Here is a 13,737-nt window from a genome sequence, read left to right as displayed (position 1 = left end):
AACCTCCACATAAATAAGTTACTTGAATCGTAGCGCCTTCACAGTGGTCCCATTACGCCCCGTTGTGTCAACTGCTTGTGATAATGAATTTAAAATGGCTTCTTCTGTCACCTCTGCAGCTGCAGTACATAATTCATTCATCACTGGATGGTCATCTCGAATTTGCTGTCTTGTTTCGAATAAATCATCCGTAAAATGAGGGATTTTATAAGCTGTCGTAAAGCCAATCACGATGTCACCACTACCATGGCTAAAATGACTACCAGTTCTCCCTAGCCCAATACCACAGCGTTTAATCATTCGCTTCAATTGACGACTCGATACAGGGGCATCCGTAGCGAAAATAATCATAATCGAGCCATCATTAGGCCGTTTTGAAGGTTCATTATCTACGTACAATCCATACTTCTCCCGCTGAAGCTCTTCTTTCTTTCCAAAGTTCGTTAATACTAAGCAACCAACTTTAAATTCCCCTTCTGCATGCTCCACAATTCGTGAAGATGAGCCGATGCCCCCTTTGTAGCCAAAGCATACCATCCCTGTACCTGCACCAACTGCGCCTTCAGCAGTTGGTCGATCTGAGGCTGTCTCAATTGCTTCGACGGCATGCTTCGGTTCAACTGGTAATGTACGAATCGAGTTTAATTGACTATCATTACACTCACCGACGACGATATTAATCGTTCCTGTCGTATGCCCAATCTCTTTATTTTGATCAAGCATATACATCAGTGTACCATTAGTTACAACTGGGACAGCAAATGTATTTGTTAGCATAATGGGGGATTCGATTACGCCAAGTTCGTCCATTTGAATAAGTCCTGTTGTTTTACCAAAACCGTTCAAAACATAGCTTGCTGCTGTCACTTTTTCTGTAAATAAATTTCCTCCATGTGGTAATATCGCTGTGACACCGGTACATACCGCCCCTCCATGTTCTAACGGATATTGCAATGTAACATGCCCTACTTTTACACCCGCTACATCTGTAATGCAGTTTTTTGTTCCAATTGGGAAATTTCCAATGGTTATGCCCCTATCGCGTACTTTCATTTCTCCCCCGCCTTAATATAAATAGGCGAAATCATTCGTGATTTCGCCTATCTACTATTCTTCACCTGTTGCTATAGCATACTTTGTAATCCAATCGCTATAACTACCGACATATAATTTTACACGATTATAGCCTGCTTCTTTTAATACTGTATATAATGGGGAAGCAGTAACACCTGAGCCACAGTAAACGACTACTTCTTGATCCGTTGGTACAGCCTGCTTTAACACATCTGTTACAACAAGGTGAGTGCCGTCTTTTACTTGCTCCCAGTCAAAATTCTTCGCCGTTGGGATATGACCAGCTACCGGATCCAGTGGCTCTTGCTCCCCACGGTAACGAATGGCCGCGCGTGCATCTAGCAATACCGCATCTTTTGCACCTTCCGTAATCGCCTTTACATATTCACGATCAGCATAGATGTCCTCTTGCCAATTCGGTGTAATACTCGAACGATCAAATGATTCTTTATTCGATGTCGTAGCATATCCTGCATTTTTTAATGCTTCAAATCCGCCATTTACGATGGAGACATTTTCAAATCCAGCATATTTCAACATCCACCAAGCACGAGGAGCAAAAGGTGCTCCCCCTTGATCATAAATATAAATACGATCTGCTAAATGTAAGCCAACATGCTCAAATAATTCAATAAGTTGCTCTTTTTCTGGCATTGGATGACGACCATCTTGTTTTGACATGTCCGATAAGTCTCTTTCCAAATCAAAATAAACGGCCCCTGCCACATGCTCTTTTTCGTATTGTGTACGCCCTTCATTGTTGTCCATTAAATTAAAACGTACATCAATAAAACGCGCAGGTGTTTCTACTTGATCTACCGTTACAAATACATTTGTCATTTGAGCCACTCCTTATTTTTGAAGTTGTGCATAAATTTCTTTCCACGTTGCAAGACGGCTTTCTTCTTGCAGTAGCATGCGCTCTGTTTCGATTTGTTCAAGTGCTTGTCCAAACAGGTGCAGACGTAAACCTTCTGCTTCCTGTGCAATGAAACGCATTGCCCAATCTTGCAGGCGGTTCTTTTCATCTTCTACATATTGTTGTGCATCTGGTTTTGTTAAGTTTTCCAGTGCTTCTTTTAGCTGTTCTTTCTCATTTTTCTCAAAGAACGCTTTTTGATTTTTATAATACGATTTTACGCTCGCGTACTTCTCACGATTACTAAATGGTCCTACGAAGTCTAAAATGCTAGGCTCTTCTGACTCATAAGCTAAAAACGAGAAGCTATGGTTAAACTCTTTTAAGTTTTGTGCATCTTCTTTAAAGCGTTCTTTCATTTTCTTTTCTACAAACTGTGCTAAACGGAAGTTTGTTACACGCATTTCCTGTGAAAAATCAAAACTTAACGCTTGTAATACTTCTTTTAACGCCGTATCTAATGCTTGTTGTGTTGACATTTGTGCAAATGTTGACGGGTTATAGCTTTCACGGAAGAAATCTGGATAACGATAGTACACACGTTGCATTACGTAGTACAATAATTCATCAAGCTCTTGCTTTGTATCCGACTCAAGCATCGCGGTATTTGTTGCGCTATATGTGTTACGCACATGTTGCTCAAGCTGCGTCAGTTCCGCTAAACGCTCATCTTTACGCTTTAAGTTCTCTTCTGTTTGTTCGATTAAATCGTGAAGACGTGCATGTGTCTTCTCTACTTCCTCGTGTAACGCTTGTACGGCAATACCCATTAACTCATCGTTTAGGAAATGATGGAATGCATCTTCAAATGGTGCCATACCCGAATCGAAGTGGGCTTGCTCTTGCTTTTCCTTCAACGCCATTAAACTTGATACGCCGTATAGACGAGGGAAACGAATACCAAAACGTTGTAATTCTGAACGAACATACCCTTTTACCTCTTCGGCTTCTTCTGCTGTTGATGCTAAATCAATCGCATTTACGACGAAGAACATTTTATCCAGCTCAAACGCATCTTTTACGCGCCCTAACTGAATTAAGAATTCACGGTCTGCTTTTGCAAACGCGTGGTTGTAATACGTAATAAATAAAATCGCATCTGCATTTCGAATATAGTCGAACGCTACCCCTGTATGGCGTGCATTAATCGAGTCTGCTCCTGGTGTATCTACTAATGTGACACCCATACGAGTTAACGGTGAATCAAAGTAAAAATCGATATTATCAACAAAACATGATTTGTTTTCTTGCGCAACAAATTTCTCAAAGTCTTCACGATTAACACGAATGATTGTGCCAAGCTTTTCTTTAAATTCATTGTAGCCTTCTGAATAAGCTCGAATAAATGATTTATGCACATTTAAACGCTCATCTGTTAACTCCACGGCTAATCCTTCTGCAGCACGATTGAATGCCTCGTCTAATGAAGAAACGCGTAAACCAATTGCTTCATAGGAGCCTTGAATATCTTCTAAAAGTTGCGCGGCTGTTTTTAATTGAACATCTGCTGTTTCGTGTGGATGCTCTGGTGTGACTGGACGGATTTTATTGATGGCTGCCGTCGTTGGGTTTGGCGATACAGGCAATACCTTTGAGCCCATTAATGCGTTAGAAAAGCTCGATTTCCCCGCACTAAATGCACCGAATAAGGCAATTGTGAAGTCTTTTTTCTGTAAACGCTCTACCTTTTTCGTTAAGAAGTTTGCTACTTCTTTAAAGCCTTGAACATTCCCTACCGCTTGAGCAGTTTTCAGTGCACTTCCAACAACTGCCTCCGTATTATGAGATGAACTCGCTTGCGTTAGCGCCATTTCTTCAAATACTTCTTGCTGTTGCTCTTTTGGTATAAGCATCGATTCATCGAACGGACGAATATCAGCTAATGCCTTTTCATAATCTTGTTGCCATTTCACAAATTGATTTTTCGCAGCTGCACGCGTCTCTTTTGAGCTTTGCTTCATTTGCTGATCGCTGAATACTTTCTGTTCATCAATTGCTTGAATTTGTTTAATCGCATGGATTTTATCTTTCATTGCATTAATTTTTAGCTGAACCGGTGCTGCTGCTTCTTGTGCCACTTGCTGTAAAACGGGCTGCATTTCTTTTAGCCAAGCATCTGTGTCACGAACGAAGAAACGTTTTGTTGCTTCTGCTACACGGTTTGCAAAGTTTAAGACGGCATCCCCTGTTACCATGACATTTCCTTGTACTTGATCTTCAATTACTGAAAACGGCACCGTAAACTCACGCGCATCAACTTCTGCTGCACGCGCATCCGTTAAAGCACCTACATCTTTTAATGCTTGCTTCATTAAAGACTTCATTAAACCGACGATTTGTGATTGTAAAACCGTTTGGTACTGATCTTTAACATCTTGTGCACGACGTTCTTTTTCTTCGGCCGTTTTCTTTTTCGCTGTAAATAAACCACCGACTTTAAAACCTTCGGCGCGTGATTCTAAATATGCACGCAACTTTTCACGGAAATCAGCCGGAATAATCGCTGCATTATCTAAAATATCTTTCCGTTTCTCTTCAAAACGCTCCGTCCATTGTTCATATGAGAATAATTCTGTTTGTGTCGTTAATTTATTATACTGTTCTAATAAATCCTCGCGGTGTTGCCAATCATCTTCAGATAATACTTCTTCAGATGTTTCAAAACGCTCTTCTTTTTCAGTCGCTAAAAACGCCTCATGCTCATGATGCAACTTCACTAATGTATTTTTCGCTGTTAGCACAAGCTGCTCCTGCCAATCTTCCATAGAATCCATGACAATTTTCTTTACTTTTGGAAAATCATTATGCGGATGATCTGTTGCCTTTAATGAAGTAAAGAAAATATCTTTTGGATAAACGCCCCATGCCGCAAATGAATTGTGAACAGACTGTTTAAAGTCCTCAAAGGATAATTCTGCATCACGGTGTTTATCGATCTGATTCACGATTAAATAAACATTTGCATTGTATTTCATTAATTGCTTTGTAAATTGGAAGTTCAATTCAGATTGAACATGGTTATAGTCCATTGTATAAAACACAACATCGGCAATATGTAATGCTGATTCTGTACTCATTGCATGTGCGTCATCTGTTGAATCTACCCCAGGTGTATCCATGACTGTTACCCCAGCTGGTAAAGTAGATGTAGAGTGACCTATTTCAATTTGAGATACAAGCTCACCATTTTTACTTAATTCTTTTACTTGTTTAATATCATATCCTGCTTCAAATTTAACAGGCTTTTCATTGTGCAAGTAAAGAATCGCAAAATCTTCATCAGATTTATGCACCTTTACAATGTTCGCACTTGTAGGAATTGGACTTGTCGCTAAAATGTTTTCTCCGGAAAGTGCGTTGATCATGCTCGACTTCCCTGCTGAAAAGTGACCGGCAAAACCGATTACATATTCTTTTTGCAATAGCTTACGGGCAAATAAATGCAGCTTCTCCATTCGTTCTGTGTCGTGGTTTTGTTCATAGATTGTGTATTGAATAGAAGATTGTTGTAATAACTCTTCAATTTGTTGCTCTAAAGCATTCATTCTTTCTAATGCCCCTTTGTTCTTATTTTTGTCATAAACATATAGTAACACGAATGAGCTTGAAAATCGGCTATAAAATTACACGATTCACTACTTTTTTCTATTTTTCTGTTAATTTATTGTTTTAAAATCTGTCTATTTTCATGAAATTGCATGATAGAAATGCAATAAATCGAATATTCTATTTATTACCTTACTATATTTAGTCTGTACATACATAAATTCCTTATGATACCATGGGGAAAAAGCAAGAAAAGGGGGATAAGGTTATGAGTACTTCGAAGCACATTCAAACAATTTTAAATGGAACGATTCACGCACTACAAACTATTTTACCTATGAATATAAATGTTACCTCCCCATCTCTTGTAGTAGAACCTTATATTCAGGAGGAAATGGGTGTATTAATTGGAATTGTAGGAGATTTAAAGGGTCGTATTATTATTGATGGCTCTCCTTCTACATTTGGCAGTATTGGCTCAAGTATGTTTGGTATGCCACTTGAAGGTGAAATGCTCGAATCATTTACAGGGGAATTTGGTAATATGATTGCAGGGAATCTTTGTACACACGCTGGTCAACATGAACTTGAGTTAGATATTACACCGCCTACTGTAATGGTTGGTAATACGAAGCTATACGGTTTCCACCATGCTTTTCAATTACCTGCTACTATTAGTGATATCGGCGACATTACCATTTTACTGACAATTGACGAAGAAGATTAAACACGTAAGCAACCGCTTGCGTGTTTTTTTGTTTCAAAGTTATTTTCCAAACTGCTTACAGCAATCCCTTCTCATTTCTTAAACACTTCAACATTTTCACACTTTTTTCACAAAATCCCCCTCTCCCTGTGACTTTTCTCACATCGTCTAAAAAACTTTTTTTATATGATGAAAACACGTACTACTCTAATAAAGCTTGATAAGGAGGGATCCATATGGCACATAAGAAAAAAGCTGAGGCAGATTTAAAAGGCACGCTCCTCATGACGTTCGGAGTAGGTTTAATCATCATCATTGTTTGGGGCGCTTGTTTCGGCATATTCATGGATCGTTTTTAAAATCAAATTGACGTTTTAAGGAGGGGATTATGATGCACATACATAAGTACGAAAAATGGTGGCTTATGTTTGGCGGTGGTGCGCTTGTAGCATTTCTTATTATCTTAGGGATTGGTGCTTTCCATAATGGAACGCATCCAAATGAAGGAAGACAGACAATCGATTATGAAAATGTAGACAATATTGCACCGTTTAACAATCCAGGTGTACACAAAGTAGAGGGAAAAGATTGGGATTATGAAGTTGTACTTGTCGCTTCAGCATTCAACTATAACCCTAGTGATATCGAAGTCCCTCTTGGATCTGTTGTTAAGTTTTACGCAACAACAAAAGATGTCATTCATGGGTATCAAATCGCCCAAACCAATATTAACATGATGCTTGAGCCTGGTTATATTTCCGAATACGTGGCAGAGATGAATCAAGCGGGTGAATATGTAATCGTATGTAATGAATACTGTGGTACTGGACATACATTCATGTACGGTACACTGAAGGTGGTGGACGAAAATGCAGAAGACAGTCAGTAATGTACTTGTAGAGGAAAGAACGGTAATCGAAAAAGATTCTAAGCCTACATTACCAAAGCAAAAAAACGTCGCTCAATTTATTCGTGTAGAAGGCAAAGATGCAAAATTAGCCATGGCACATATGTATGTCGCATTTATCGCTTTATTATTAGGTGGCCTTGCAGGTTTACTACAAGTTTTAGTTCGCTCTGGTGAATTCACATTACCAACAGGTATTAAAATTGGCTATTATCAAGTGTTAACCGTTCACGGGATTTTACTCGCGCTTATTTTAACAACTTTTTTCATTCTAGGCTTTCAACTAGCTGCTGTTAGTCGTACTGCTGGTGCCTTTACAAACACACAACGCAAAATCGGTTGGATTGGTTTTTGGTTAATGGTCATCGGTACCGCTGCTGCTGCAACAATGGTTTTATTAAATGAAGCAACTGTACTTTATACTTTTTATGCTCCGCTACAAGCTCACTGGATTTTCTATCTTGGTTTAACGCTTGTTGTAGTTGGCTCTTGGCTATTATGTATTATGCAAATAATGAAATATCGCGAGTGGAAAAAAGCTAACCCTGGCGAAATGTCACCTTTGCTAACATTTATGGCGGTAGTTAATTCGATTTTGTGGATTACAGCGTCTCTAGGCGTAGCTGTCGAAGTTTTATTCCAATTATTGCCATGGTCACTTGGTTTAGTTGAACGGATCGATATACTTTTATCTCGTACATTATTCTGGTATTTCGGGCATGCATTAGTATACTTCTGGTTGTTACCTGCTTATATGGCTTGGTATGTTGTAATTCCAAAAGTGATTGGTGCAAAGATTTTCTCTGATTCACTTGCTCGTTTATCATTCATGCTATTCTTACTATTCTCATTCCCAGTAGGTATTCACCACCAATTAACAGAACCTGGTATTGATGGATTCTGGAAATTCACTCAAGTTGTCTTAACATTCTTTGTTGTGATTCCTTCTTTACTAACGGCCTTCTCCATGTTCGCCACATTTGAACTACGTGGTCGCGAACTCGGTGGACGTGGTATTCTTGGTTGGTTTAAAGCATTACCTTGGGGTGATTCTCGCTTCTTATTACCATTCATTGGGATGTTAGCATTTATTCCTGGTGGTGCAGGTGGTATCGTAAACGCTTCTCACCAAATGAACCAATTAGTTCACAATACGATTTGGGTAACAGGTCACTTCCATTTAACAGTGGCAACGGCAGTTGTGTTAACATTCTTTGGCGTAGCATTTTGGTTAATCCCTCATTTAACGGGACGAACGCTAACACCAAAATTAAACTACTTAGGTAACATTTCTGGTATTCTTTGGGGTACAGGGATGCTAATTATGTCTTTTGCTATGCATATTGCAGGCTTACTAGGGGCACCTCGTCGCTCTGAGTTTTCAACGTACGGCGGTGCTGAAATGGCTTACGATTGGGTTCCTTATCAAATCGCTCAAGCGATCGGTGGTACTATTTTATTTATCGCGATTATCCTTATTATGTATATCGTTATAAACTTAACTTGGTTTGCACCAAAAGGGCAAGAAGAATTCCCTGTTGCTGAAGTGGCTGCTGGTGCTGAAAAAACACCTGCCATTCTAGAAAACTTCAAAGTATGGGGTATCATTTTAGTAGCGCTCATCTTGTTTGCTTACACAATCCCGATATATGAAATTATTACGAACTCACCAGCAGGTTCAAAAGGGTTCCAGTTCTGGTAAAAATAAAGGAGCCATCTGAAAGATATTTTGAGATGGCTCCTTTGCGACGAGGATGGTGGTATGTTGATGCGACCACCGCAGGAGCAATATTTCTTAATGGATACTTATCAAAAGGTGCAGGGGGTGTCCAGAAAGTATATACTTTCTGGACACCCCCTTGTTTTTACAGTTGATATAACGCCGTATACTTTTCTTTTAAATAGTTCGCTAAATAGGAAGCGTTAAGACCTTCCCCTGTTCCCTCTTGTAATAATTCAAACGGTTTTTTCAATGCCCCGTATTGATGTACTTTATCTGTTAACCATTCACGGATTGGTTGGAGATCCCCTTTGCCACATAACTCATCAAATTTTGGAATAGCTTGATCCATTGCAGCTTTCCACTGTGCTGCATACATATAGCCTAATGCATATGACGGGAAGTAACCAAAGCTCCCACCACTCCAGTGCATATCTTGCAATACACCTTCAGCATCGTTTTTCGGACGAATACCTAAATATTGTTCGTACTTATCATCCCATACTTGTGGTAAGTCCTCCACTTGCAGGTTTCCATCAAACAATTCACGTTCAATTTCATAACGAATCATAATATGTAGCGGATATGTTAACTCATCTGCTTCGATTCGAATAAATGAAGGCTCCACAAAGTTAATCGCTTTTAAGAAATCCTCTACCGCTACGTCGCCAAATTGCTCTGGTGAATGTTTTTGTAATAGCTTGAAGTTATGCTTCCAAAATTGTTCGTTACGACCAATGAAGTTTTCATAAAACAATGACTGTGATTCATGAATGCCCATTGATGTACCCGTTGATAATGGCAGCCCATTAAGCTCCGGATTAATATTTTGTTCATAGATGGCATGACCACATTCATGAATTGTGCCAAAAATAGCTGAACGAAAATCATTTTCATCGTATTTTGTTGTGACACGAATATCTCCACTATTTAGTCCAATCATAAACGGATGTACGGTTTCATCGAGTCTACCTGCTTCAAAATCGTAACCAAGTTGTGTTAAAAGCTCAAGTGAAGCCGCGCGTTGCCCTTCTTTTGGAAAATTCTTAAACAGCATCGATGTATCTGGTTTATTTGGCGATTCATGGATTGCTTTCACAAGTGGTACGATTGTGTCACGAAGTTCCCCAAAGACACGATCTAAAATATCCGTTGTCATTTCTGGCTCATATTTATCTAGCAAAGTGTTATACACTGAGCCATTTTTAATACCCCAATAGTGCACAAATTTCTTTTGGTATTCAACAATTTGTTTTAAGTATGGCAAGAATAAAGAAAAATCAGATTTCACTTTTGCCTCTTCCCATACTGCTTCAGCTTTTGACTGTAAGATGACATATTCTTTGTATTCATCTGCTGGAATTTTTTTCGATTCATCATACGATTTTTTTACTTCCTCGTATAGACGCTTTGTGACGAAATCTAATTCTTCCTTCGAAATTTGCTCTAGCAGCTGACCTAATTCATCAGAAGTTTGAAGCGCGAATAATTCAGCCGATAATGTACCGACTACTTCAGCACGTTGTGGCAACCCTTTTTTTGGTGCCCCAGTACGCATATCCCAATAAATGACCGATAACGCCTCACTATAATTTTGCATTTTTTTCACATAATTCATAAATGATTGTTTCACTGACATAATACACTCTCCTTTCCATCATTATAATTCGACTTTCGAAATAAATCCACTTTACATACTTTAAATAAAATAATTTCTACTCAATTATAAATTCCTCTAATAAATATTCATAATTCCACTTAATTTATTACAATATCTCATTCATTTAACTATTTCTTTGTACTATTTATGTTTTTTTATGTATTTTATTGTAGGGACATTATACTAACATATACATATATTAGAAAGTAGTCTGTTTATCCTATTTTGAGAGAAGTGAATAAAACAATGTCTATTAAGCGAAGAATTTCTATACTAACGACTGCTCTTGTCATGTTTACTATTATTGCTACATTTAGTATCGATCTTTACTTAAATTGGAATAGATTATTAGATGACAAATACAACGAAGTGACTTCGATTAGTACATTATTAGATAATAGTCTAAAAGGTACTTATAATGATTTACTTGAACACCCTAACATGACAGATACAGAAAAAATCGCTAGTTTAAACGAAAAACTTCAGCCCTATATCGATAATATCACTGATTCCTACGCAAATTTCGGCGCAGGTTATTATGTGAAAGAGTTAAACTCCATTGTTGCATTTGGACCGAATTTTGATGAAGCTAGTTTAACGGATATGAGCAAAACATCTGATGCTAGAGAAGTGTATACAACAGGTCTACCGCTAAAGCTTTATAACTATTCGCAAACGCGCAAGAGCTATGTAGTTGCTAATATTCACCCCATTATTCGTGATGGTGAAATTATTGGTCATATATGGAGCAATGTATTAATAGAGGATTTATTTACGTTGTTCAAAGATGCTTTTATTAAAATGTTATTACTATTGTTTATTATGATTGCTATTGGATTAGTCGGCTCTCGCATCATTACGAATCAATACTTTAACAATTTAAAATTATTTAAGGACCAAATTATAAGTGAGCAAGGAAATATTGACCTTTCAGCCTTCTCACCAGAATTAATTGAAGTGTACGAAGCAGTGTCAAATAGTCGGATGGCACTCATTGAGAGTGAAAAACGCTTTCGCGATGTCGTAACCGCCTTTGACGAATATGTTTGGGAAACAGATTTAGACGGACGTTATACATATGTCTCAGAACGGGCGAGTTCTATTTTAGGTTACTCTCCTGATGAGTTGCTTGGAACATTAAAATTCGACTACATGACGAATAATGACAAAAATTATGTAAGAGAAACATTTATCAAACAGTTTGAAAGTAATGCGATGCCAGTCTACACAGGAGAAGAGGTATATACTAAGCAGCCCAAAAACCTAACTACTTTCCGAAATATCGTATATAAAAAGAAGAAAAAATCAGGTGAAATCGTCTATTTAAGTACGAATACGTTACCTATATTTGATACGAACGACCAATTAATTGGTTATCGAGGCGTTACACGCGATATCTCGCTTCAAATGCAACATGAACAACATATAAATCAATTAGCTTATTTTGATGCACTCACTAAATTACCTAATCGTACATCTTTAACGCAAGAAATAAATCGTTTACTTCAATTCTCCGATGACTTAGCTATACTTTTTATAGATTTAGATCATTTTAAATCGATTAATGATACACTCGGACATCGTATTGGGGATGAATTATTAGTCGTTTTATCACAAAAAATTGCTCACTGCTTAGAAAAAGGCGATGCCATATACCGATTTGGTGGAGATGAATTCATTGTTGTCATGCAAAATTTTAAAAATGTAGAGGAAGTTATTTCACGAACACACCGTATTTTACATACTGTAAACAACCCTATTGTCGTAAATGATATGTCATTCTTTACAACATTAAGCATCGGTATTAGCCTGTATCCTGCCCACGGATCAACACTTGATATATTAATTAAAAACGCTGATATGGCTATGTACAAATCAAAGGAAAATGGTAAAAATCAATATACGATTTATAATGATTCCATGAGAGATGAAGTAGCTGAGACATTTGAAATCTCCAATCTATTAAATGAGGCGATTAGCGATAATCAATTTGAGCTACATTATCAACCTCAAGTATGTATCACATCAGGGAAAATTATTGGAGTTGAAGCACTTGTTCGTTGGATACATCCGACAAAAGGGTTTATCTCACCGGCTAAGTTTATTCCGATAGCTGAAGAATCCGGGCTAATTATTAAACTAGGCGAATGGATTTTACGACATGCTTGCACAACGAGAAAACAATGGTTAGATGAAGGCATTGACAATATTCGAATAGCTGTTAATATTTCACTAAAACAATTTCAGCAGCCTGATTTTATTGACAAAGTGTTGTCCATCTTAGAGGAAACCGGCTTACAAGGTCGTTATTTAGAGCTTGAAATTACGGAGAGTATCGCGATGAACAATCCTGAAGAAGTAATTAAAAAGCTACAAGCTTTGCAGCATCACGCTATTTATATTTCGATTGATGATTTCGGTATGGGGTATTCTTCACTAAATTATTTAAAACGCTTACCCATTCAACAACTGAAAATTGACCGCGCATTTGTGCAAGATATTACAGAAGAAAATGATTACGCAATCGTCAAATCCATTATTACAATGGCACAGAGCTTAGGGCTTGATGTTGTAGCTGAAGGTGTTGAGACAACTGAGCAAGCAACTATTTTAAATCAATTAAATTGCCCTGTTGCCCAAGGTTATTTATACTATAAACCGATGCCAGCACGCGAAATTTACAATGAGCTAATATCCTAAAGAACTATTTAAATTGTTATGGTATACCTTCAACCTATGGAGGTATGCCATTTTGTATACAATCCTCGTCACAAAATGTGAAACGCCTATGTCTCTTGTATAAATTTGACCTCATCATGCCCACAATTTTGACAAACCATTAAATGCGGACAAATTTGATCTTTCGCCGTATTAGCATATCCATCCCCCATTTTTACAGTCTCTTCATCGTTATAATGACCATAAGGATCTAAAAAATCAGACACCTTTCCTGAATCCTCTAATGTCGTATTACATGTTGAACAAGTCATTTCTACTGTTTTCAAAGCATTACATAAAGGGCACATTGCCATACATATCGCTCCTTTTTCATTAGTATCTGTACTTTTATGGATAGTATGTAATATGTGTTTTCTCCGATTCTTCTCTTTTTCTATAAAAATCAAACTTTTACTATAAAGCTTCATTCCCAAAGTATGTACTTCAACTATATTCTTTCATGCATTCGTGCGCAGCGCAAAGCACG

The 13,737-nt window shown here is 37.8% G+C and carries 10 protein-coding genes; 5 read left to right on the top strand and 5 right to left on the bottom strand.

What is annotated here, in order from left to right:
* Positions 1-18 precede the first annotated feature (18 nt).
* Genes ACQQ2I_RS07600 through ACQQ2I_RS07590 form a run of 3 tightly spaced genes read right to left on the bottom strand, consistent with a single transcriptional unit; the run spans position 19 to position 5,538 of the window.
* Positions 19-1,053, bottom strand: coding sequence for a P1 family peptidase (locus ACQQ2I_RS07600; RefSeq protein ID WP_431029940.1), 1,035 nt, complete (start codon positions 1,051-1,053; stop codon positions 19-21).
* Between the two features lie 54 nt (positions 1,054-1,107).
* A complete protein-coding gene (locus ACQQ2I_RS07595) occupies positions 1,108-1,914 on the bottom strand; it encodes a sulfurtransferase (RefSeq protein ID WP_431029939.1) in 807 nt (268 codons plus the stop codon).
* Positions 1,915-1,926: 12 nt separating this feature from the next.
* On the bottom strand, positions 1,927-5,538 hold the full coding sequence (locus ACQQ2I_RS07590) for a dynamin family protein (RefSeq protein WP_431029938.1): 3,612 nt from the start codon (positions 5,536-5,538) through the stop codon (positions 1,927-1,929).
* Between the two features lie 269 nt (positions 5,539-5,807).
* Between ACQQ2I_RS07590 and ACQQ2I_RS07585 the strand changes: the two genes are divergently transcribed.
* From ACQQ2I_RS07585 to ACQQ2I_RS07570, 4 genes are all read left to right on the top strand, one after another.
* Positions 5,808-6,266, top strand: coding sequence for a chemotaxis protein CheX (locus ACQQ2I_RS07585; protein WP_431029937.1), 459 nt, complete (start codon positions 5,808-5,810; stop codon positions 6,264-6,266).
* 215 nt (positions 6,267-6,481) lie between these two features.
* Complete coding sequence (locus ACQQ2I_RS07580; RefSeq protein ID WP_391372119.1) at positions 6,482-6,604, top strand: hypothetical protein; 123 nt, start codon at positions 6,482-6,484, stop codon at positions 6,602-6,604.
* A gap of 32 nt (positions 6,605-6,636) precedes the next feature.
* Positions 6,637-7,134 carry a cytochrome c oxidase subunit II gene (locus tag ACQQ2I_RS07575; protein ID WP_391372117.1) on the top strand — a complete coding sequence of 166 codons (498 nt, stop codon included), beginning with the start codon at positions 6,637-6,639 and terminating at the stop codon, positions 7,132-7,134.
* Positions 7,135-7,246: 112 nt separating this feature from the next.
* Positions 7,247-8,854: a b(o/a)3-type cytochrome-c oxidase subunit 1 gene (locus ACQQ2I_RS07570; RefSeq protein WP_431030473.1), complete on the top strand. Its 1,608-nt coding sequence runs from the start codon at positions 7,247-7,249 to the stop codon at positions 8,852-8,854.
* Positions 8,855-9,017: 163 nt separating this feature from the next.
* Here ACQQ2I_RS07570 and ACQQ2I_RS07565 read toward each other — a convergent pair whose 3' ends face one another.
* Positions 9,018-10,511: a carboxypeptidase M32 gene (locus tag ACQQ2I_RS07565; RefSeq protein ID WP_431029936.1), complete on the bottom strand. Its 1,494-nt coding sequence runs from the start codon at positions 10,509-10,511 to the stop codon at positions 9,018-9,020.
* 267 nt (positions 10,512-10,778) lie between these two features.
* On the opposite strand from ACQQ2I_RS07565, the gene ACQQ2I_RS07560 reads away from it, so the two are divergent.
* Positions 10,779-13,232: an EAL domain-containing protein gene (locus ACQQ2I_RS07560; protein WP_431029935.1), complete on the top strand. Its 2,454-nt coding sequence runs from the start codon at positions 10,779-10,781 to the stop codon at positions 13,230-13,232.
* An 86-nt stretch (positions 13,233-13,318) separates the two neighbouring features.
* Here the strand turns inward: ACQQ2I_RS07560 and ACQQ2I_RS07555 are convergent, their stop codons facing one another.
* The gene (locus tag ACQQ2I_RS07555) at positions 13,319-13,564 is read right to left on the bottom strand and encodes a hypothetical protein (RefSeq protein WP_431029934.1); all 246 of its coding nucleotides are present in this window, start codon (positions 13,562-13,564) and stop codon (positions 13,319-13,321) included.
* Positions 13,565-13,737: the final 173 nt, after the last annotated feature.

It is taken from the genome of Lysinibacillus sp. LZ02, from assembly GCF_050613145.1.
Lineage (GTDB): Bacteria > Bacillota > Bacilli > Bacillales_A > Planococcaceae > Lysinibacillus_B.
This window is presented reverse-complemented; position numbering and strand designations above follow the sequence as displayed.

What these genes read in the sequence shown, in the direction of transcription:
- ACQQ2I_RS07600 (WP_431029940.1), bottom strand. Translation starts at nt 1,053, where the DNA reads ATGAAAGTACGCGATAGGGGCATAACCATTGGAAATTTCCCAATTGGA.
- ACQQ2I_RS07595 (WP_431029939.1), bottom strand. Translation starts at nt 1,914, where the DNA reads ATGACAAATGTATTTGTAACGGTAGATCAAGTAGAAACACCTGCGCGT.
- ACQQ2I_RS07590 (WP_431029938.1), bottom strand. Translation starts at nt 5,538, where the DNA reads ATGAATGCTTTAGAGCAACAAATTGAAGAGTTATTACAACAATCTTCT.
- ACQQ2I_RS07585 (WP_431029937.1), top strand. Translation starts at nt 5,808, where the DNA reads ATGAGTACTTCGAAGCACATTCAAACAATTTTAAATGGAACGATTCAC.
- ACQQ2I_RS07580 (WP_391372119.1), top strand. Translation starts at nt 6,482, where the DNA reads ATGGCACATAAGAAAAAAGCTGAGGCAGATTTAAAAGGCACGCTCCTC.
- ACQQ2I_RS07575 (WP_391372117.1), top strand. Translation starts at nt 6,637, where the DNA reads ATGCACATACATAAGTACGAAAAATGGTGGCTTATGTTTGGCGGTGGT.
- ACQQ2I_RS07570 (WP_431030473.1), top strand. Translation starts at nt 7,247, where the DNA reads ATGGCACATATGTATGTCGCATTTATCGCTTTATTATTAGGTGGCCTT.
- ACQQ2I_RS07565 (WP_431029936.1), bottom strand. Translation starts at nt 10,511, where the DNA reads ATGTCAGTGAAACAATCATTTATGAATTATGTGAAAAAAATGCAAAAT.
- ACQQ2I_RS07560 (WP_431029935.1), top strand. Translation starts at nt 10,779, where the DNA reads ATGTCTATTAAGCGAAGAATTTCTATACTAACGACTGCTCTTGTCATG.
- ACQQ2I_RS07555 (WP_431029934.1), bottom strand. Translation starts at nt 13,564, where the DNA reads ATGGCAATGTGCCCTTTATGTAATGCTTTGAAAACAGTAGAAATGACT.